A 21,905-nucleotide genomic window follows, 5' to 3' on the forward strand; every position below is an offset into this window, starting at 1 on the left:
ATGACTGAACCACTTATCTCAATCCGCAACCTTTGCGTTGACTATATTACTGATGCTGGCGATGTCCGCGCTTGTAACGACGTGAGTTTTAATATTGCTCCAGGGGAAGTATTTGGCCTCGCGGGAGAGTCTGGTTGTGGTAAATCCACCGTTGCCTTCTCTCTGATGCGTTTACATAAGCCGCCCGCATTTATTACCGGAGGCGAGGTCATTTTCAACGGTGAAAATATCCTGAAATATAGTGATGACCGTATGCAATCGTTCCGTTGGAACGAAATGTCGATGGTCTTTCAAAGTGCAATGAACGCACTTAACCCAGTGCTCACGATGGAAGAACAGTTCTGTGATGTGATTATGCGTCACACCTCTATGACTCGTGCGCAAGCGAAACGGCGAGCAGAGGGGTTACTCGAAATTGTCGATATTCATCCAAGTCGCTTAAATGACTATCCACACCAATTCTCAGGCGGGATGCGCCAGCGCCTGGTGATTGCAATTGCGCTAGCATTAAACCCTAAGATGATCATTATGGATGAACCAACCACCGCATTAGATGTGGTGGTTCAGCGGGAAATATTGCAAAAGATCTATGCCCTAAAAGAGGAGTTTGGATTTTCTATCTTATTCATTACCCATGATCTGTCATTGATGGTCGAGTTTTCTGATCGTATTGGCATCATGTACTCTGGGGAACTGATCGAAGTTGCACCATCTAAACAGATCTTGGAAAACCCGTATCACCCTTATACCAAAGGTTTGGGTAGTTCCTTCCCTCCATTAACCGGGCCCAAAACAAAACTAACCGGGATTCCAGGCAACCCATTGAATTTACTTGAAATACCGAAAGGTTGTCGCTTTCAGGCTCGCTGTGATCGTGTCCATGAAGCCTGCACTAAAGTGCCCACAACGTTACGCCAAATCGAGCCTAATCGGTTCTCAAACTGCCACCTTTATGGTGAACCGATAACCCAAGTAAAACTGTAGGCTGCGACGCAGGTAATCACCGTATTTCTGGAGACAATTATGAGTAAAGCATTAGGTGAGCTGTTAATGGAAGGGAAAAACTTAGTCAAAGATTTCCCAATCAACAGCAATGCACTAAAACAACCCATGATGCGTGCAATTAACGACGTATCATTCAAAATGTACAAAAGTCGTGGTTTGTCGGTCGTTGGTGAGTCCGGCTCAGGTAAATCCACCACCGCTAAAATGATTGCCAAAATGTACGCTCCAACCTCTGGATCAATTGAGTATAAGGGCAAGAACATATTAGGCATCAAATCCCGCAAAGAACTGATGCACTATCGGGAAGGTGTACAAATGGTATGGCAAGATCCTTTTGGATCACTCAACCCTACACACACCATTTTTCACCATATTGCTCGCCCCTTACTGATCCATAAAAAGGTAACCCCGGGCAATAAAAAAGAGTTGCAAGAACGGGTTTATGACCTACTCGAGCAAGTTGGCTTGATTCCTCCTAAAGAAACCGCAGAGAAGTACCCCCATCAACTTTCAGGGGGACAACGACAGCGGATTAACTTAGCTCGTAATATCGCGGTCGGCGCAGAAGTTGTACTGGCAGATGAACCGACGTCAATGCTAGACGTTTCGATCCGCGCAGGGGTGCTCAACCTGATGGAAGAGATGAAGTTTGAAAAACAGATGTCTCTGCTTTACATCACACACGATATCGCAACAGCACGCTATATCGCAGAAGACCTTGCTGTGATGTATGTGGGCCACATGGTTGAATGGGGAGATACCGATGAAATCATTCATGATCCACAACATCCCTATACTCAATTGCTTGTCTCTGCGGTGCCCGATCCGAAAAAATCGATCCATGAGAAATTAAAAGGAAACAAAGGAGAAATCCCTCTATGGACGCCAGATTCACTCGGATGTCCTTTTGCCGGTCGCTGTTTACATGCTAGCGATAAGTGTCGAGAAGCTTTGCCACCGGTTACTCAATTGTCGGACAACCATTTTGTCCGTTGTTACCTGTATGAAAAATAACACGTTGCGCTCAGATCACTGAGCGCTCTTTTGTGTGAAGTGCGGAGAAGTAAAATGCAATTGCTCATCAACCATATTGGCTACGAAACTTTTGGCCCCAAACAAGCGGTATTACTGGCTGATGACTCAAGTTTATCAAGCAAAGAAGTTAGCTTGATATGCGCGCACAGTCACCAAACTGTCGCTCGCATAGCTATCAAAATAGGTGGGCGAGTTGATCATTGGCATCATGGTGATTTCTATCAACTCGACTTTTCTTATATCACTCAAGAAGGGCAATATTATCTCCGCCTTGAGCAAACGCAATCTGCTTGTTTTGTGATCAAGCAAGGGTTGCTGATGCAATCGACCTTTTCAGATGTGCTGCATTATTTTAAATCGCAACGATGCTCCGGCATTTTTGATAAGCAAGATAAGCACGTACCACTTCTAGGCACTCACACCACTGCTGATGTGCATGGAGGTTGGTACGATGCTTCTGGTGACGTAAGTAAATACTTAAGTCACCTTTCTTACGCTAACTATTTGAACCCACAGCAAACACCGATGGTGGTTTGGAACATGCTCAAAGGATTAGCGATTTTAAACCATCACTCGGGTTTTGCCGCTTTCCCTCGCACTCGCCTCATAGAAGAAGCGTTGTTTGGTGCTGATTTTCTGGTTCGAATGCAAAACGCCGAGGGTTTTTTTTATATGACCGTCTTTGACCAATGGAGTAAAGAGATCAAACAACGGGAAATCTGCGCGTATTCGACGCAAAAAGGTCTAAAATCAGCGCAGTTTCAAGCAGGCTTTCGCCAAGGTGGTGGTATCGCTATCGCTGCTTTAGCGGCCGCAGCAAGGCTAGAAATCAGCGGAGATTACTCTAGTCAAGACTACCTTGCTGCGGCAGAACAGGGGTATCACCATTTAAAAATCCATAACCTCACTTACCTCGATGATGGACAAGAAAATATCATTGATGAGTATTGTGCCTTACTCGCGTGCTGCGAGCTTTATCGTACCACGCAACAAGATCCATACTTATTAGCAGCCCGAGACTGGGCTAAACGTTTATCTGCTCGACAATATTGTGATGAACAACAAGCGTATTTTTGGTCAGCGAACAGCGATGGCTCTCGTCCTTATTATCATGCTGTGGAAGCAGGGCTTCCGATTATCGCTTTATGCGAATACCTTGCAATCGAACCATCCAAAAATCATCAATTGCCTATCCAGCAAGTGATCGAGCGTGCTTGCCAATTTGAGCTAACCATCACACAAGATGTTACCAATCCCTTTGGTTATCCACGTCAGTACGTTTGTGATACTCAAGGAAATAAACGTTCTAGCTTTTTTGTGCCGCACGACAATGAAAGTGGTTATTGGTGGCAAGGTGAAAATGCTCGCTTAGCCTCTCTCGCATCCATGGCCTACCTTGCTCAACCTTACTTAAGCGATGAAACCACCCGGTCCTCGCTGCTCGGTTTCGCCAATAATGCTCTCAATTGGATTCTCGGGCTCAATCCTTACGACATGTGTATGCTCGATGGCCACGGTCGGAATAACCCAGACTACCTACCCCATTTAGGTTTTTTTAACGCAAAAGGAGGCGTCTGTAATGGCATCACTGCGGGCTTTGAGGACGAAAGCGATATTGCCTTTAATCCTATCGCTCAAAAAGATGACATGTTACAAAACTGGCGTTGGGGAGAACAATGGATTCCTCATGCGGCTTGGTATTTGTTAGCAATCACATCTCAATTTGTCCACTTTTCTTCCGCACCAGGAGCAGACCAATGATCAGCTATTACGTCGGAATCGATGGCGGAGGCACCTCGTGCCGAGCCAGAATTCGGGATCAACACGGAACACTCATTGGAGAAGGAAAAAGCGGCAGTGCCAATATTTTACTGGGGATTGCACCTGCAATGCAGTCGATCACGGCAGCCATTAGCCAAGCAGCTCAACAAGGTGGATTAAATAAGCAACACTTTTCTCATATGCATGTTGGATTAGCGCTTGCGGGTGCCGAGCATCAGACAAGCTGGTTTGCATTTATGCAGCAGTCTCATCCATTCGCTTCGATGACCCTCAATACCGATGCATACGGTGCCTGTCTAGGCGCGCATAACGGTAACGATGGGGCAATTATCATTGCAGGAACCGGCTCTTGTGGCTTATTCATTCACCAAAGTCAGCAGCATATCGTGGGCGGGCGTGAGTTCCCCATTTCTGATCAAGGGAGCGGCGCGGCAATGGGGTTGCATCTCATTCAGCAGTTGGTCTTAATTCATGATGGCATTCGCCCAGCTACCGCGCTGAGTGATGCTATCTTCGCTTATTTTGCCGATGATATTGACCAGATTGTCTCTTGGTCTAAGAACGCCCTACCCAGAGATTATGGTCAATTTTGCCCGCAAGTTTTTTTATTTGCCGAGCAAGGTGATCCGCTCGCCATGGAGCTTCTTAAACAAACGGCTCGTGATATCGAAATGTTCATTTTTGCACTGCGTGCCAAAGGAGCCTCACAATTTTGCTTAATGGGCAGTATCGCAGAACGCATCATCACTTGGCTCGCTCCACCCGTTCAACACTGGATTGTCCCTGCTCAATTTGATGCGATTGAAGGCGCATTAATGTTTGCTGGCAAACCAGAACACAACTTGTATAAAGGATAGAATTATGAGCTATCGAATAGACTTTGCGGTACTCTCAGAACAGCCTTCCCATTGCCGTTTTGGTCTAACATTACATAATCTAAGCGATCAAGATCTGCACCATTGGACGCTGCATTTTTCTATTGAGCGCTACATTGAATCCGACACCGTAACTCAAGGTCAACTACAGCAAGTTGGTAGCTTTTGCTCCCTGTTACCAAACCAAAAAATATTGGAAGCTAATAGCCATTTTTACTGTGAATTTTGTATAAAAACGGCCCCTTTCCATTTTTATAGTGATGGGATTAAAGAAGCATTTATTCAACTTAGTGATGAACATCCGATTACCCGCTACCCGGTCATCGTCACCCCCATTGCTTTGGCTTCGCCCTACCGAGAACGCAGTGAACTTCCCGCGGTTGAGGTTGCTGAGTTGTGCTTGATTCCCTACCCCAATCATGTCGAGCAACAGCAAGGCGTGTGCCATCTTACGGCTAACCGCTCAATAGACATACAAACGCCGCTGGCTGAATCCGCCGCTCATTGGCTAACAGAAGAGCTCACCTCTTTGCACCATTTCACCTTAGCAGGCGAGGGGGCGATTGCTATCACTTATCGCTTAAATCCAACCCTTGATAACGGGTGCTATCAACTCAAAATTGAACACGATAGCATTCTTGTTGATGCCAATAGCCAACAAGGATTTGTTCATGCTAGCGCCAGCTTGTTGCAACTGGCGAAAAAAACGCAAGACGCATTAACCTTCCCACAACTGAGTATCGTCGATCATCCTCGCTTTTCATACCGCGGTATGATGCTCGATTGTGCACGTCATTTTTACAGTGTGGACGAGGTAAAAAGGCTCATCAACCAACTTGCACACTATAAATTCAATACGTTTCACTGGCACTTAACCGATGATGAAGGGTGGCGAATTGAGATTAAATCCCTTCCCCAATTAACTGATATTGGAGCGTGGCGCGGGATGGGTCTTCCCATTGAACCGCAATACAGCAAATTAACCGAGGTACATGGCGGCTTTTATACGCAACAAGAGATAAAACAAGTCATTGATTATGCTGAAAAACGTGGCATTACGATTATCCCGGAAATTGACATTCCTGGTCATAGCCGTGCCGCGATTAAATCATTACCGGAATGGTTAGTCGATAAAGACGATCACTCCACTTATCGTAGCATCCAATACTATACCGATAATGTTCTCTCGCCAGCATTGGCCGGGACTTATCGCTTCATGGATCTGGTACTGGAAGAAGTTGCGGCCCTTTTCCCAAGCCATTTTATTCATATTGGCGCTGATGAAGTCCCGCATGGTGTTTGGCTCGCTAGCACCAAATGCCAAGCCTTAATGAAGGAGCATGGCTATCAAGACGCCAAAGAATTACAAGGCCATCTGCTGCGCTACGCTGAGAAAAAACTCAAGTCACTAGGCAAACGAATGGTGGGGTGGGAAGAGGCACAACATGGCAATAAAGTCAGCAAAGATACCGTTATCTATTCTTGGCTTTCCGAACAAGCAGCGTTGCAGTGTGCCAAACAAGGGTTTGATGTCATTTTGCAACCGGGTCAATTTACCTATCTCGATATAGTACAAGACTACGCTCCTGAAGAACCAGGCACTGACTGGGCTGGCGTGATACCGCTCGAACGAGCTTATTACTATGAACCGTTAGCAGAAGTTGCTGACGATAATCCTTTGCGCAAACGCATTTTAGGTATTCAGTGTGCCTTATGGAGTGAACGTGTTAATCACACATCACGCTTGGATTATATGCTCTATCCTCGCCTTACTGCCTTAGCAGAAGCTGGCTGGACAGAAAAACCACAACGCCACTGGATCAATTATCTTGCTCGTCTTAAAGGACATTTACCCTTATTAGACAAACAAGGCATTGGTTACCGAGCCCCGTGGAAAGTATAAAACGAAACCAGAGGGTTGCCCCTCTCCTGTTTTCTCTAGCATCGATATTGAGCGATACCCTGTATCGCTGTTTTAAAAGGAAATTACCATGAAATACGGCTATTTCGATAATGAACATCGTGAATATGTCATTACTCGCCCGGATGTACCCGCTCCTTGGACGAATTACCTAGGAACAGAAAAATTTTGCAGTGTGATCTCTCATAACGCTGGGGGTTACTCGTTTTACCACTCTCCTGAATACAACCGAATCACTAAGTTTCGCCCGAACTTTACGCAAGATCGTCCCGGTCACTATGTCTATCTACGCGATGACCAAACCGGAGACAGCTGGTCAATTTCATGGCAACCGGTCGCCAAAAATTTAGACCAAGCGAAGTACGAAGTTCGCCATGGCCTTTCTTATTCTAAGTTTCGATGTGAGTACAACGGCATAACGGCCAGCAAGACGCTATTTATTCCGAAAGGTGAAGATGCCGAACTTTGGGATGTGGTGATCGAAAACACCTCGGATCAAGTACGAACAATCAGTGCTTTCAATTATGTAGAGTTCTCTTTTAGCCATATTGCTTCTGATAATCAAAACCATCAAATGTCATTATACTCGGCTGGAACTGAATATGCTGATGGTGTCATTGAGTACGATCTTTACTACAACACCGATGACTTCTTAGGTTTTTACTACTTAACCTCCACTTTTGATCCTGATAGCTATGACGGTCAACGTGATGCTTTTTTGGGTATGTATCGAGATGAAGCAAACCCAATCGCCGTTGAACAGGGACGCTGCTCTAATAGCGCACAAACCTGCTACAACCATTGTGGTGCTTTGCATAAGCAATTTATTCTACAACCGGGAGAAAAAGTCCGTTTTGCCGTGATTCTTGGCGTCGGTAAAGGTAATGGCGCAAAACTACGTAAAAAATATCAAGATTTAAATCAAGTCGATAACGCTTTTGCCGGTATCAAAGCTCACTGGAATGAGCGCTGTGCTAAATTCCAAGTGAAATCGCCTAACGAGGGGCTAGATACCATGATCAACGCATGGACCCTTTATCAAGCAGAAACTTGCGTCGTTTGGTCTCGTTTTGCCTCCTTTATCGAAGTGGGAGGCCGTACTGGGCTTGGCTACCGAGACACGGCACAAGATGCCATTTCAGTGCCTCACACCAACCCAGCCATGACACGCAAACGTCTGGTGGATTTACTACGTGGGCAAGTCAAAGCCGGGTACGGGTTACACTTATTTGATCCCGACTGGTTTGATCCAGAAAAAGCCGATGTTAAACCATCTAAGTCACCCACGGTGGTCCCTACGCCTTCTGACGAAGACAAAATCCACGGTATTAAAGATACCTGTTCCGATGATCATTTATGGATCGTGCCAACTATTCTCAACTACGTTAAAGAAACCGGAGAGCTTGATTTTATTGACCAAGTTATTCCCTACGCGGATGGTGGAGAAGCCAGTGTCTATCAGCACATGATGGCCGCTCTTGATTTCTCAGCTGAATACGTGGGTCAAACCGGTATTTGTAAAGGTTTACGTGCAGACTGGAATGACTGCTTAAACCTCGGTGGCGGGGAATCGGCGATGGTTTCTTTCCTGCACTTCTGGGCGTTAGAAGCATTCTTAGAACTTGCAAACTATCGAGGCGACAATGTAGCGATAGCAAAATACCAAGCCATGGCTGATAAAGTTCGCCAAGCTTGTGAAACTCATTTATGGGATGAGCAAGGGGAATGGTATATCCGTGGCTTAACCAAAGATGGCGATAAAATTGGCACCTTCGACCAGCCAGAAGGAAAAGTGCATTTAGAATCCAATACCCTCGCGGTATTATCTGGTGCCGTTTCCGCAGAGCGCGGCCAAAAAGCGATGGATGCTGTTTATCAATATCTGTTCTCACAATACGGTTTACACCTTAATGCTCCTTCCTTTGCCACCCCCAATGATGACATCGGTTTTGTAACTCGTGTCTATCAAGGCGTGAAAGAAAATGGCGCGATCTTCTCACATCCTAACCCATGGGCATGGGTTGCAGAAGCCAAACTTGGTCGTGGTGATCGAGCAATGGAGTTTTATGATGCCCTTAATCCTTATAACCAAAATGACATCATCGAAACGCGGGTCGCTGAACCTTATTCCTATGTGCAATTTATTATGGGGCGCGATCATCAAGATCATGGCAGAGCCAACCACCCTTGGTTAACCGGAACTTCTGGTTGGGCTTATTATGCCACAACCAACTATTTGCTTGGTGTGCGCTGTGGCTTTGATAGCTTAACGATTGATCCTTGTATTCCAACCTCATGGCCTGGCTTTGAAATTACCCGTCAATGGCGTGGAGCGACTTATCAGATCAAAGTAGAAAACCCACAAAACGTCAGTAAAGGCGTGCAAACCCTCATCCTTAATGATCAGGAGGTTGAGGAGATCCCCGCTCAACCGACCGGCAGTATCAATCACGTTACCGTCATTATGGGTTAAATATTCTGGGCGCAGTGATACTGCGCCCATACAAGGAGTACAATAAATGATTCAATTTGGTACTGGTGGCTGGCGAGCCTTTATTGGTGAAGAGTTTACCAAAGACAACGTTCGTTTAGTTGCTCAAGCACTAGCCAATATTATCAATGCGGAGCAAGTCGCTCAGTCTGGATTTGTGATTGGCTATGATCGACGTTTTTTATCCGATAAAGCCGGACGCTGGTTTGCAGAAGTGTTAGCTGGAAACGGTATTGTCGTGAGTTTTATTAATAAATTTGTCCCTACTCCGGTGGTTATGTTTAAAGCCAAAGCGATGGATTGTGCCTATTCCGCCTGCATTACCGCTTCACATAACCCAGCCGATTATAATGGTATCAAAATTTTTATTCGTGGTGGACGAGATGCCGATGAGATCATCACCCAAAAAATTGAACAACAAATTGCCAATTTAAGCACTGAAGATGTTCGTTCTATAGACTTTGAGCATGCCGTCAACCAGCAGCAAGTCATGCTCATCAACCCCATGAACGAATTTGTCGATTCAATCATCAATGCCATTGATATCGAAGCGATTAAAAAAGCGAACTTACGCGTGTTGATCGACCCAATGTTTGGTGTTGCCAAAAATGCACTCCAAACGGTTTTGATTAATGGTCGCTGTGATGTCGATGTGATCAATGATGGCAAAAACCCTGACTTTGGTGGGCTGATGCCTTCCCCCAGTGCCGCCACCCTTTATCGCTTACAACATCTGGTTAAAAATGAAGGCTACGATATTGGGATCGGCACCGATGGTGATGCCGACCGGCTGGGGATCATCGATGAGAAAGGCAATTTTATTCACCCCAATGAAGTACTGATCCTGCTCTATTACTATTTATTAGAGTATAAAGGCTGGAAAGGTTCCGTGGTGCGCAATATTGCGACCACCCACCTGCTGGATAAAATTGCCGCCGACCACGGTGAACAATGCTTTGAAGTTCCCGTTGGCTTTAAACATATCTCTTCACAAATGGAAGCCGATGATTCTTTGATTGGTGGTGAAAGCTCCGGCGGCTTAACCATCCGAGGTCATATCAAAGGTAAAGATGGCGTGTTTGCCTCCAGTTTATTGGTGGAAATGCTCAGCGTGACCGGCAAAAAGCTCTCAGAGTTGCTGGATGAAATTTACCATCGCTACGGCTATGCCTATACCGCAGAAGGGGATTGCACTTTTAAAGCAGATGAAAAAGCGACCCTTTATCACAAAATCTACGTCGAGAAACAACTGCCCGATTTTGCTTATGAGGTAGAAAAAGTCAGTTATGCCGATGGCGCAAAAGTATACTTTAAAAATGGCGGTTGGGTGATTGCTCGTTTTTCTGGCACTGAACCCCTATTGCGAATTTTTGCTGAGATGGAAGATAAAGCGACGGCAGAACAAGTGTTAAATCAGATGAAAACATTTCTCTCTTTATCATAAGAAATGACCAACCTGATTAGCCATGGCCCAGCTTGATGCTGGGCTAATTTATGCCATTTAAAAAGCCAAAAGCCCTTGTTGATCAATCGTCACCGCAACTGGCTGACCGATAGCAATCTCCGTTGTTGCGGTCGCAAGTAATGTCAGGCCCTCAACATCTATCAGATAACGGCAGTGATCCCCCATAAACTGTTGTTCAAGCACGACAATCGAGCTAGAAGGATCCGGTTGAATATGTACATGTTGTGGACGCAGTAATAAATCACACGCCTGATCTTGTTGAATCGGTCGCTGTGCTAATGCCTTTAGCATTCCGAAATGAGTCTGGTAATGCGCTGCATCGACGCGGCGAGCCGGCAAATAACGACCACCCCCTAAAAAATCTGCCACAAATCGGCTCGTTGGACGATAATACAGCTCAGAAGCAGTACCAATCTGTTCAATCACACCTCGATTCATCACCGCCATTTTATCAGCAAAGGCAAACGCTTCTTCTCGGCTGTGAGTCACAAAAATAGCGGTCACCCCTTGCGCCTTAAATAACTTGCGAATTTCAATAATCAATTCATGCCGAACTTGAGTATCAATATTCGAAAAAGGCTCATCAAGCAGTAACAGATCGGGTTTATAAGCCAGTGAACGAGCGATAGCGACACGTTGCTGTTGTCCTCCCGATAACTGGTGTGGATAACGCTCAGCAAAAGTTCCTAAATGGACTAGTTCAAGCATTTCTGCGACTTTTTCCTGAACCTTATCACGCTCAAGGCCACGCAAACCAAACGCTACATTTTCAGCCACCGTTAAATGTGGGAATAATGCATAATCTTGAAAAATCATGCCAATGTTTCGTTGCTCGGGTGGCACCCAATGTCGGCCATTGTCGATAAGCCGACCATTGAGGTGCATTTCACCGGAGCTGAGAGGTAATAAGCCGGCTATCGCTTTCAATAAAGTGGTTTTTCCACAGCCACTGGCTCCAAGTAAACAGACGATTTGCCCACTTTCCACCTCTAATGATAAGGATTCTAATATAACTTGATCCTCATATTGGCAAGAGAGATTGTTAATCAATAAAGCACTATTCATTAGTGTTTTTGCTCCAGTGAACGGTTAACGATAAGTAAAGGAATCAATCCGACCAACACAAGCAGGATCGCAGGCATTGCTGCTATTTCTAACCGCTCATCTGAGGCGTAGTTATACACATAGGTGGCTAACGTTTCAAAATTGAATGGGCGCAACAATAACGCGGCGTTGAGTTCTTTCATCGATTCAATAAACACCAATAGCCCAGCAATCAATATCCCACGCTTGACGAGAGGAAAATGGACACGCCAAAGCATGCGATTGGCATTACATCCCATTGTTCTGGCTGCCATGTCCAGCGATGGTGATACTTTATTGAGGCTGGTTTCAATACTGCCTATCGCCACAGCAGAAAACCTCACCACCATCGCAAAAATAATGGCGAACATTGAACCTGAAAAAATTAAACCGGGCCGCCCCCAATTTAACCACTTCGCTACGTCATTCACCCCATGATCGATCATTAATACCGGCATCATAATCCCGATTGCAAGCACCGTTCCAGGCACGGCATACCCCAAAGCAGCGATACGCATATAGATCAATGAACATTTGTTTGTATGCAGACGAACGTTAAAATTCATCACTAAAGCGACCATAACCGCAGTAATTGCCGCAAAAATAGCAACCGTAAAACTATTGAAAGCAAATTGGCGAAACTCGGCTGTCCAACTGACAGAAAAATAGATCAAGGCGTAATGGAACAACTGCAGTAAAGGTAAGACAAAGGCGACCAAGACGAGCCCCCAACACCATATTAACCCTAACCACTTTTTCCATCCCGTTAAGGCGTAACGACAATCTTCATGACTATTAAACTGAGTTTGAAATAACTTCTGTTTACGCCGACTGTATCGCTCACCACTCAGTAATAGCACAATAATAAACAGCATCAGGGCTGAAATCTTCGCTGCTGCATTTAAATTAGAGTATCCCAGCCAAGTATCATACACCGCGGTAGTTAAGGTATTGACCGCAAAATAGCTAACCGTACCAAAGTCACCTATCGTTTCCATGGCCACTAAAGCAAGCCCGACGGCTATAGAAGGACGAGCCAATGGCAAAGAGATACGTCTAAAACTTTCCCATGGGCTACATTTCAATAACCGAGCACTTTGTAGCAACGAGACACTCTGTTCCATAAAAGCGGCACGACAGAGTAAATAAACATAAGGGTATAAAACCAGTGACAACACCATAACAGCACCGGCCACGGTGCGAATATTGGGAAACCAGTAATCTCCCGCCGCCCATCCGGTTATCTCTCGTAGAAAAATCTGCACCGGGCCTGCGAAATCAAACCAGTCGGTATAGATATAGCCGATCAGGTAACCAGGCATAGCTAACGGTAAAACCAACGCCCATTGCAAATACTTTTCACTGGGTAAACGGCACATTGCCATTAGCCAAGCCGCTGGAAGACCAAGTAAAAAGGAACACAGCATAACTCCGAAGGTTAATAACAATGTATTCCAGATATAGGTCGGCATTACAGTGGTCATTAGATGAGCAAATAACGCATCACTTTCCCCAACAGCGGTATAGAAAATAGCTAAAATAGGCAAAACCAGTAGCAGCGCCAAAACACCACTACTGGTTTTCCATAGGAATTGTTTTTCATTCATCGTCAAAAACGACAAAACTTGATGGCATAGCCGTATCCTTCAAAGCATCTGCTATCGGTTTTAATCATCCCGAGCATTAGCTAACCAATTTAATTACAGATCAAACTTCACTTCATCCAACAGCTTCACCGCGGTGTTATGATGTGATGCAATCTCATCGAGTGAAATCGTATCCGCTTTAAAGTCCCCCCAAGAAGCCACTAAGGCAGAGCGAGCTACACCTGGCTTGACTGGATACTCAAAATTAACTTCAGCATACATCTGCTGCGCTTTATCACCGGTCAAAAATTCCATCAGTTTTAATGCATTCTCTTTATTTGGCGCATACTTTGCCATTGCCATACCTGAAATATTGACATGTGTTCCTGTGGTCTGTTGATTGGGGAAATTAATATAAACCGAATCCGCCCATGCTTTTTGCTCAGGATCATTGATCATCGCGCCAAGATAATAACTATTACCCAGTGAAACATCACACAATCCCTCTTTAATCGCTTTCACTTGACCGCGATCATTACCTTGTGGTTTACGAGCTAAGTTCGCTTTTACCCCTTTTAGCCACTGTTTCGTTTCCGCTTCACCATGATGAGCAATCATGGCTGAGACCAACGACACGTTATAAGGGTGCTTACCGCTTCGTGTACAAACTTTTCCTTTAAACTCGGGGTTTGCTAAATCAGCATAGTTAAAAGCATCGCCCAACTGACCGACTCGATCACGAGAAGAATAAACACTCCGAGTTCGCGTCGTTAATGCAAACCATTCATTTTCCTTATCTTGGTATTGCGCGGGAATGTTTGCTTCGATAAGTTCACTGGAGACCGGTTGCAATAACCCTTTATCAGTTAGTTCCGCTAAGCGACTAATATCAACGGTTAGAATAACATCGGCGGGGCTATATTCACCTTCCTGAACCAATTTTTCAGCGATTCCGGTTTTGGCAAACATAACGTTGACTTTAATCCCCGTTTCTTTCGTAAATTCATCAAACATTGGCTCAACCAGAAAAGGCTGCCGATAGGAGTAGACATTGACTTCTTGTGCAGCGATTACCGCTGGCGATAAGGTACTACATGCAATGGCAGTAAGCGTGAGGAGTTTTTTCATGGTTCAGTCCTTTATTATTAATAATGATAACACTTATCAATTTCACTCATTATATTGTTCAAACTGAATAAAACAATCGTGGAAAAATAAAAAAGCCTGCTATAAAAGCAAGCTTTTGCAATGTATTTGTAACCAATTATTACTTTAGAGTAACAAATTCAGGGTAAGCATCGACGCCACAGTCATGAACATCCATCCCTTCCAACTCTTCTTCCTCAGAAACGCGGATCCCCATGGTGGCTTTAAGCATTCCCCATACCACTAAACTTGCCATGAAAACCCAAGCAAAAATAACCGCCGCGCCGATGAACTGAGCACTAAAGCTCGCATCACCATTACTCAGTGGCACAACCATTAAGCCAAAGAAACCACACACGCCGTGTACTGAAATCGCCCCAACGGGATCATCAATTTTAAGCTTATCCAGCGCAATAATACTAAACACAACAATCACACCTGACACTGCACCTATCGCCACTGAATAGAGCGGAGAAGGAGATAGTGGATCCGCTGTAATCGCAACCAAACCGGCTAATGCTCCATTGAGTACCATCGTTAAATCAGCTTTGCCCCAAGTCGTTTTACACACCATAAGTGCAGCAATCGCTCCGGCAGCAGCCGCGGCATTGGTATTAAGGAAGATTTGTCCTACCGCGGTCGCGTTTTCAAAATCAGAAACCATTAGTTGTGAGCCACCGTTGAAACCAAACCAACCAAACCACAAAATGAAGGTACCTAATGTCGCTAATGGCATATTTGACCCCGGTATCGGATAAATTTGGCCATTTTTACCGTATTTCCCTTTACGAGCCCCCAGTAATAAAACGCCTGCGAGTGCTGCCGAAGCCCCAGCCATATGAACAATACCAGAACCAGCAAAGTCACTAAATCCGGCTTGCGCTAAGAAACCACCACCCCATGTCCAATAACCATGTATTGGGTAAATGAACGAGGTAAGCACCACCGCAAAAATTAAAAAAGCCCACAACTTCATACGTTCAGCTACCGCGCCTGAAACCACCGACATGGCGGTTGCAACAAAAACAACTTGAAAAAAGAAATCAGATTCTAGCGAGTGATCTGCCCCTGCATCTTGACTGCCGATCAGCGTACCAATGGATGGTAGCCACCCCCCTTCACTATTCCCTACATACATGATGTTATAGCCGACGATTAAATAAGTTGTACAAGCAATGGCATATAATACAAAGTTTTTCGTTAAAATTTCTGTGGTGTTTTTTGAACGAACTAATCCGGCTTCTAACATGGCAAAACCGGCAGCCATCCACATCACTAACGCGCCAGAAATCAAGAAAAAGAAGGTATCCAGTGCGTAGCGCAGTTCTGTTACTGTCACTGACAAATCCATAGTCATTATCTCCAATCCTTTGAATATTAAAGTGCTTCGCCATCAGTCTCGCCGGTACGAATGCGAACAGCGTGGCTCAAGTCATAAACAAATATTTTCCCGTCACCGATTTTCCCGGTATGAGCGGCTTTGATGATCGCTTCCAACACTCGATCAACATTATCCGCTTGAGTGGCAATCTCGATTTTTACTTTAGGTAGAAAGTCCACCTGATACTCCGCTCCACGGTAAAGCTCGGTATGTCCTTTCTGACGTCCAAAGCCTTTCACTTCAGCAACGGTCATACCTTCAATGCCGACATCGGCTAAGGCTTCACGTACATCATCGAGTTTAAAGGGTTTAATTATGGCGTTAATCAGTTTCATCGTATCCTCTCTGAAGCAGTAATCCATTTACACTTCAGTTAATCCAAGGTACGTGCCAACTTTTTAACATATTGAATAAAAAGGAAAAGATTAAATATTATCGTCATAAAAAACAATAAACGCACCATAACGGTGCGCCTATTTCCCTGATATAAAGCAACGTGAATCGTTGTCACCATATCGGTGCAACACTCGGCTCAACGCTCAGTTACAAACTTTCGCCATCCTACTAATAACTGCTGAAAATCGTCTAAACCACATTGGGCAAAACTTTCACAATCGTAGAAGCCAAATGCTTCATCACTCAGTAGCTCCTGTTCTTGTAACAAAATATTCTCTTGGATCGTTACCTCATCTCCTTGAATCAGCAGAGATATTTCTTGTCCAACTAAATATTGCTCTTGATTAGGCTGTTGCTGAGCCAGTTTAATCAGGTGCATGACCTGATCAATTTTCGTGCACTCCGCTGCTATTTCGTCTTGCAACCAACGTGCAATAACTTCAAACCCCATCTCACAACGCACACTATACTGTCCCAGTAAGGTATTACGGATAAATTGATACTCCATCGCTTATCGCCATCCTAATAACTGTCGCGTGCATGATACAAAAAAACCTTGCCGATGTAGACCTGGAAGAAATCAATATCCATAAAAAAACCGCCTCAACGGAGGCGGCCAGATTAAGCGTAAAGCTTAGACTGCTTGCTGAATAATCACACTTTCAGCCTTCTTGGTATAATGTGGCATCAAATGAAAGTTCAAGTAACGGTAAGTATCCGCAGCGGTCGCATCAATTTGCTTGGCATACGCTAAATATTCATCCATGGTTGGAATTCGACCAAGAATTGCGCCAACGGCTGAAAGTTCGGCAGAAGCCAAATAAACGTTTGCCCCAGTTCCAAGCCGGTTCGGGAAATTACGCGTTGAGGTTGACATAACGGTCGCTTTATCTGCAACACGAGCTTGGTTACCCATGCAGAGAGAACATCCCGGTGTTTCAATGCGAACCCCTGCCCGCCCAAAGATGCCGTAATAGCCTTCTTCGGTCAGTTGATCTCGATCCATCTTAGTCGGTGGTGCAACCCAAAGACGCGTCTCAAGTTGACCGTTATATTTTTCAATCAATTTACCAGCAGCGCGGAAATGACCAATATTGGTCATACAAGAACCAATAAACACTTCATCGATCTTAGTCCCTGCGCACTCAGAAAGTAGCCGAGCATCATCAGGATCATTGGGTGCACAAAGAATCGGCTCTTTAATGTCAGCCAAATCGATCTCAATCACGTGCGCATATTCCGCGTCTTTATCTGCTTCCATCAACTGCGGATTGGCCAGCCACTCTTCCATCGCTTTAATACGACGCTCAATCGTACGACGATCACCATAGCCTTCAGCGATCATCCATTTGAGCATGGTGATATTGGAATTCAGGTATTCCGCAATCGATTCTTGGGATAATTTGACGGTACAGCCCGCCGCCGAACGTTCAGCAGAAGCATCAGACAACTCAAACGCTTGCTCAACCGTTAGGTGTTCCACTCCCTCAATTTCTAGCACTCGGCCAGAGAATTCATTAATTTTCCCTGCTTTTTCAACCGTCAGTAGCCCTTGCTTAATACCGTAATAAGGAATGGCATGGACTAAGTCTCGTAAGGTAATACCCGACTGCATTTTGCCTTTAAAACGGACCAAAATCGATTCTGGCATATCCAAAGGCATGACACCGGTAGCAGCAGCAAACGCCACTAAACCCGAGCCAGCTGGAAATGAAATCCCTAATGGAAAACGGGTGTGTGAGTCCCCGCCTGTACCTACGGTATCAGGCAGCAGCATGCGGTTTAACCAAGAGTGAATCACCCCATCTCCAGGGCGCAGTGAAACCCCACCTCGATTCATAATAAAGTCCGGTAACGTATGGTGCGTATTGACATCAACCGGTTTTGGATAAGCTGAGGTATGACAAAAAGACTGCATCACCAGATCGGCTGAAAAACCAAGACACGCCAGATCTTTCAGTTCATCTCGAGTCATCGGCCCAGTGGTATCTTGCGACCCAACCGTAGTCATCTTAGGTTCGCAGTAGGTTCCAGGGCGAATTCCCTTGACGCCACAGGCTTTACCCACCATTTTTTGTGCTAAGGTAAAGCCTTTGTTGCTTTCTGCAATCGGAGATGGACGACGGAACACCGTCGACGGTTCTAAACCCAATGACTCACGCGCTTTATCGGTCAACCCTCGTCCGATGATCAGCGGAATACGCCCTCCCGCGCGAACTTCATCAATCAGCACATCGGTTTTTAATGTAAAGTTAGCCAGTATTTCTCCGGTTTGGTGATGGCATACTTTTCCCTCATAAGGGTAGATATCAATCACATCTCCCATATTGAGTTTGGATACATCCACCTCGATAGGCAGTGCTCCAGCATCTTCCATTGTGTTAAAGAAGATTGGGGCGATTTTTCCACCGAGAACATAACCACCAGCACGTTTATTCGGAACGAACGGAATATCATCGCCCATAAACCAAAGTACCGAGTTAGTCGCAGACTTACGTGAAGAGCCAGTTCCGACGACATCTCCCACATAAACTAATTGATGCCCTTGTGCTTTTAATGCTTCAATTTGTTTGATAGGGCCTATTTTTCCCGCATCATCAGGTTCGATGCCTTCTCGCTCATTTTTAAGCATGGCTAAGGCATGGACAGGAATATCAGGCCGAGACCAAGCATCTGGCGCTGGCGATAAGTCATCGGTGTTGGTTTCACCGGTCACTTTAAACACGGTTAAGGTGATTTTTTCTGCGAGTGCGGGTTTGGCGAGGAACCACTCAGCCTCAGCCCAGGATTGCATCACCTGTTTCGCAAACAGATTACCGTTTTGTGCTTTTTCTTCGACATCGTAGAAAGCATCAAACATCAGTAAGGTGTGAGAAAGGGCTGTTGCAGCAATCGGCGCAAGCTCATTATCATCAAGCAGCGAGACCAGCGGCTCAATATTATATCCACCCTGCATGGTGCCGAGTAGTTTAGCCGCTTTTTCACGACTGATTAGAGGGGAAGAAACTTCACCTTGGGTTATCGCGGTTAAAAAACCCGCTTTCACGTAAGCAGCTTCGTCAACACCGGGCGGGATGCGGTTTTCAAGCAGGTCAAGAATAAAAGCTTCCTCACCCTGCGGGGGATTTTTCAATAGCTCAACAAGTCCAGCAACTTGCTCTGCATCTAAAGGTTTGGGGACAACTCCTTCAGCAGCACGCTCTGCGACGTGTTTACGGTAGGCTTCAAGCACGACTTTTTCCTCTCATTGCGGTTCACCCAAATTATTATTAAAAGGTGAGTGAACATCCTTGGAAACTTGGCTCTCCGTTGCCCATGTTTTCATTCAAATTTGACTGAGAAACAGCGCCCTAGAGGCCAAACTGTGGACAATAGAATAGCAAATTTAACGATAAATTAAAATCTCATCATGTTGACCAACATAGCAAGTTAAGACGAAAGTTTATCCTCACTCCCGCCCTCTATGCCTTAAAAAGTGCTTCCTACAATCAGGTAGAACGCATCAAAATTTTGTTCTGTTCGGCCGTAACCAAACATGATCGGGCCTATCGGAGAATCAACCCCAGCGAAAATCGAACTCGCAACATACATAGGGGCATTATCAATATTGACTTTTGGCTCTGACCAAATCCCACCATACTCTAAAGAGGCCCCCAAATAGACCGGGGAAGTAAATAAACCGAAATCGTTATCAAACCAACGATAACGGTAAACCAAACTCGTATACGCTTTATTTTGTCCGATCAAACTATTACGAGGGATCCCTGAAAGATTTAAAAAGCCACCAATGGTTTTCGGCTCCACTGGGGTTATCGAGTTTTTGCTCCTCACTTCTCCGTAGTCTAAATTAGCAACCAACGTATGACGGCCAAAACTTTTTGCCGACATCAACTTGGCGGAAATATCATACACCGTATCAGAGCTGTTATTGGTTTGATCGATCAGATCATGCACATCATCGTGTGAGATAACATATTCAAGATCAATGTAGTTACCTTCACGTGGCATACTAAAATCATCTAGTGAATCAATGCGAAAATTGACAAATACTCCTTGGCGAGTAAAAGTGGCATGCCCATAATCAGGGATAGTTGAAGGCTCAGCCTTACCATCAATATAACGTGCACCCACTCTTAATTGACGCCACAAGGTTTGTTGATACCCCAATGCCACCTCACCGGTCAAGGTACGATAAGAGATAGGTATATAATTGCGCGTCGCAGAAAGTCCGGTATTTTCAAATAAATCATCATAGGGAACTTGGCGGTTATCATCGCGATAACGCCCAGTCACTGCAATAAAGGTTTTTTGACTCGAGAACAGCGGTGAGTAAAGTTCAGCCTCTAATTGTTTATCGGTTCCCAAATCGATATTAAGTGCCAACTCCGCCCCCTGAGAACCAAGATCGGTAAAATTCAAAGATGCACCTAAAGAGTATTGACTGGTGGTGCTAAAATCATCTTCTAAAAAAAAGCGAAAATTTAAGTAATTAGGGCCCCAACCTTTCTCGTAAACATCAATTAATAAGTTATTTTTTTCATCGGCTTGCTCATACTGATAACGAACAAGTTTAAATCGGTCTAACGCATAAAGTCGATCAATACTTGCTTCAATCTCTTCGGTACTGAGCGCCATATCTTGCGCTAAATTCAGTCTATTTTTTAACAGTAAGTCGCTGTAATGAGAGTGGTTACGAATCGCAATATTATCGACCGTTAACTGATCGCCGTATTGCAGCTTTCGGCGACGCTGTTCTTTAGCATCAATGTAATCTTGATACTGAGCGCTACTCAAAGCGAGCTTCTGTAATTGTTGCTGGTGCGCTGACGCCGTTTGATAACCTTCAATAAAGGCATCGGGCATTTTATGAAATTCGGTCGTTTCCATCAGCCCGACATTGGGCTTGAGTAAAATATCTTGCTCGCTCAAATAAGAATTTTGGCGCTCAGTGGTACGTCGCACAAGGTAATTAGATAGCTGGTTCGCGGCACTTAAAAAGCTACTAAATGACTCTTGCTGCTTATAATCGGAACTAATGTCGACCGCAATCACGACATCCGCGCCCATCGCTTTAGCCACATCCACAGGCATATTATTGGTCACCCCGCCGTCAACCAGCCAGCGACCATCAATATCGTAAGGCGGTAGCGCACCAGGAACCGACATGCTGGCCATCATTGCATCGACCAAGTAGCCTTTATCTAATACCACGGGCTGCATTTCAATAATATCGGTCGCGACCGCTCGATACGGGATAACCAAATCATCAAATGAGTCTAATTTCGCGAGGTTACCTGAGGTTTCACGCAAAATACGCAGCATACTTTGCCCTTGAACCACGCCCCGAGGCGCACGAATACCATCCCAGCCAAAACCTAAATCAGTGGTTAATTGATAACGGTCTTCATACTCTTTATCACGAACTCGTCGCTGACTACGGCTGACACGATCACGATACCCCAATTGCCAATCGACACTATAGATAACGCTTTCAATTTCTTCAGCATCCATTCCCGTAGCATAGAGCCCTGCAACATACGCTCCCATGCTAGTGCCAAGTACAATATCTACTGGTACTTTCATTTCTTCTAGCGCTTTAATCACGCCCATGTGAGCGGCACCTTTAGCTCCCCCACCAGCAAGAACAAGAGCGATAACCGGACGAGAATGACTTAATGCTATGGGTTGAATACGCTCATCCTGCGCCCAAGAAAAGCAAGATAAAGTGATGCTTATCAT

Annotated in this window: 15 protein-coding genes; 7 read left to right on the top strand and 8 right to left on the bottom strand. The window is 45.1% G+C overall.

What is annotated here, in order from left to right:
* The 7 genes from CAG57_RS03490 to CAG57_RS03520 all read left to right on the top strand — a co-directional run bounded on the left by CAG57_RS03490 (position 1) and on the right by CAG57_RS03520 (position 10,553).
* Positions 1-984 carry an ABC transporter ATP-binding protein gene (locus tag CAG57_RS03490; RefSeq protein ID WP_161428010.1) on the top strand — a complete coding sequence of 328 codons (984 nt, stop codon included), beginning with the start codon at positions 1-3 and terminating at the stop codon, positions 982-984.
* Positions 985-1,023: 39 nt separating this feature from the next.
* Entirely contained in the window at positions 1,024-2,019 is a 996-nt protein-coding gene (locus tag CAG57_RS03495) for an ABC transporter ATP-binding protein (protein ID WP_099610612.1), read from the top strand.
* Positions 2,020-2,073: 54 nt separating this feature from the next.
* Complete coding sequence (locus CAG57_RS03500; RefSeq protein WP_161428009.1) at positions 2,074-3,801, top strand: glycoside hydrolase family 9 protein; 1,728 nt, start codon at positions 2,074-2,076, stop codon at positions 3,799-3,801.
* A complete protein-coding gene (locus tag CAG57_RS03505) occupies positions 3,798-4,679 on the top strand; it encodes an N-acetylglucosamine kinase (protein WP_099610610.1) in 882 nt (293 codons plus the stop codon). Before CAG57_RS03500 ends, CAG57_RS03505 begins: the two co-directional genes overlap by 4 nt.
* A gap of 4 nt (positions 4,680-4,683) precedes the next feature.
* On the top strand, positions 4,684-6,600 hold the full coding sequence (locus tag CAG57_RS03510; protein WP_161433830.1) for a beta-N-acetylhexosaminidase: 1,917 nt from the start codon (positions 4,684-4,686) through the stop codon (positions 6,598-6,600).
* An 88-nt stretch (positions 6,601-6,688) separates the two neighbouring features.
* Positions 6,689-9,091 (top strand): GH36-type glycosyl hydrolase domain-containing protein, encoded by a 2,403-nt coding sequence (locus CAG57_RS03515; protein ID WP_099610608.1) that lies wholly within the window; start codon positions 6,689-6,691, stop codon positions 9,089-9,091.
* Between the two features lie 46 nt (positions 9,092-9,137).
* Positions 9,138-10,553 carry a phosphoglucomutase/phosphomannomutase family protein gene (locus CAG57_RS03520; protein ID WP_161427774.1) on the top strand — a complete coding sequence of 472 codons (1,416 nt, stop codon included), beginning with the start codon at positions 9,138-9,140 and terminating at the stop codon, positions 10,551-10,553.
* 57 nt (positions 10,554-10,610) lie between these two features.
* Here CAG57_RS03520 and CAG57_RS03525 read toward each other — a convergent pair whose 3' ends face one another.
* The 8 genes from CAG57_RS03525 to CAG57_RS03560 form a co-directional block, all read right to left on the bottom strand.
* Complete coding sequence (locus CAG57_RS03525) at positions 10,611-11,639, bottom strand: ABC transporter ATP-binding protein (protein WP_161427674.1); 1,029 nt, start codon at positions 11,637-11,639, stop codon at positions 10,611-10,613.
* Complete coding sequence (locus tag CAG57_RS03530) at positions 11,639-13,264, bottom strand: ABC transporter permease (protein WP_161427675.1); 1,626 nt, start codon at positions 13,262-13,264, stop codon at positions 11,639-11,641. Before CAG57_RS03530 ends, CAG57_RS03525 begins: the two co-directional genes overlap by 1 nt.
* A 93-nt stretch (positions 13,265-13,357) precedes the next feature.
* The gene (locus CAG57_RS03535) at positions 13,358-14,371 is read right to left on the bottom strand and encodes a Fe(3+) ABC transporter substrate-binding protein (RefSeq protein ID WP_161427676.1); all 1,014 of its coding nucleotides are present in this window, start codon (positions 14,369-14,371) and stop codon (positions 13,358-13,360) included.
* Between the two features lie 139 nt (positions 14,372-14,510).
* On the bottom strand, positions 14,511-15,740 hold the full coding sequence (locus CAG57_RS03540; RefSeq protein ID WP_099610687.1) for an ammonium transporter: 1,230 nt from the start codon (positions 15,738-15,740) through the stop codon (positions 14,511-14,513).
* A gap of 26 nt (positions 15,741-15,766) precedes the next feature.
* Positions 15,767-16,105, bottom strand: coding sequence for a P-II family nitrogen regulator (gene glnK / locus CAG57_RS03545; protein ID WP_099610606.1), 339 nt, complete (start codon positions 16,103-16,105; stop codon positions 15,767-15,769).
* Positions 16,106-16,302: 197 nt separating this feature from the next.
* A complete protein-coding gene (locus CAG57_RS03550; protein WP_161427677.1) occupies positions 16,303-16,674 on the bottom strand; it encodes a YacL family protein in 372 nt (123 codons plus the stop codon).
* A 126-nt stretch (positions 16,675-16,800) separates the two neighbouring features.
* A complete protein-coding gene (gene acnB, locus CAG57_RS03555; protein ID WP_161427678.1) occupies positions 16,801-19,398 on the bottom strand; it encodes a bifunctional aconitate hydratase 2/2-methylisocitrate dehydratase in 2,598 nt (865 codons plus the stop codon).
* A 236-nt stretch (positions 19,399-19,634) separates the two neighbouring features.
* Positions 19,635-21,905, bottom strand: a complete 2,271-nt coding sequence (locus CAG57_RS03560) for a patatin-like phospholipase family protein (protein WP_161427679.1) — start codon at positions 21,903-21,905, stop codon at positions 19,635-19,637.

It is taken from the genome of Vibrio sp. V30_P3S12P165 (genome assembly GCF_009904905.1).
GTDB lineage: Bacteria > Pseudomonadota > Gammaproteobacteria > Enterobacterales > Vibrionaceae > Vibrio > Vibrio fujianensis.

Bases quoted from the DNA above. Each gene is read 5' to 3' on its own strand.
- CAG57_RS03550 (WP_161427677.1), bottom strand. From the start codon at position 16,674: ATGGAGTATCAATTTATCCGTAATACCTTACTGGGACAGTATAGTGTG.
- CAG57_RS03525 (WP_161427674.1), bottom strand. From the start codon at position 11,639: ATGAATAGTGCTTTATTGATTAACAATCTCTCTTGCCAATATGAGGAT.
- CAG57_RS03560 (WP_161427679.1), bottom strand. From the start codon at position 21,905: ATGATAAGCATCACTTTATCTTGCTTTTCTTGGGCGCAGGATGAGCGT.
- CAG57_RS03530 (WP_161427675.1), bottom strand. From the start codon at position 13,264: ATGAATGAAAAACAATTCCTATGGAAAACCAGTAGTGGTGTTTTGGCG.
- CAG57_RS03515 (WP_099610608.1), top strand. From the start codon at position 6,689: ATGAAATACGGCTATTTCGATAATGAACATCGTGAATATGTCATTACT.
- CAG57_RS03520 (WP_161427774.1), top strand. From the start codon at position 9,138: ATGATTCAATTTGGTACTGGTGGCTGGCGAGCCTTTATTGGTGAAGAG.
- CAG57_RS03490 (WP_161428010.1), top strand. From the start codon at position 1: ATGACTGAACCACTTATCTCAATCCGCAACCTTTGCGTTGACTATATT.
- glnK (WP_099610606.1), bottom strand. From the start codon at position 16,105: ATGAAACTGATTAACGCCATAATTAAACCCTTTAAACTCGATGATGTA.
- CAG57_RS03505 (WP_099610610.1), top strand. From the start codon at position 3,798: ATGATCAGCTATTACGTCGGAATCGATGGCGGAGGCACCTCGTGCCGA.
- CAG57_RS03500 (WP_161428009.1), top strand. From the start codon at position 2,074: ATGCAATTGCTCATCAACCATATTGGCTACGAAACTTTTGGCCCCAAA.
- CAG57_RS03535 (WP_161427676.1), bottom strand. From the start codon at position 14,371: ATGAAAAAACTCCTCACGCTTACTGCCATTGCATGTAGTACCTTATCG.
- CAG57_RS03495 (WP_099610612.1), top strand. From the start codon at position 1,024: ATGAGTAAAGCATTAGGTGAGCTGTTAATGGAAGGGAAAAACTTAGTC.
- CAG57_RS03510 (WP_161433830.1), top strand. From the start codon at position 4,684: ATGAGCTATCGAATAGACTTTGCGGTACTCTCAGAACAGCCTTCCCAT.
- CAG57_RS03540 (WP_099610687.1), bottom strand. From the start codon at position 15,740: ATGGATTTGTCAGTGACAGTAACAGAACTGCGCTACGCACTGGATACC.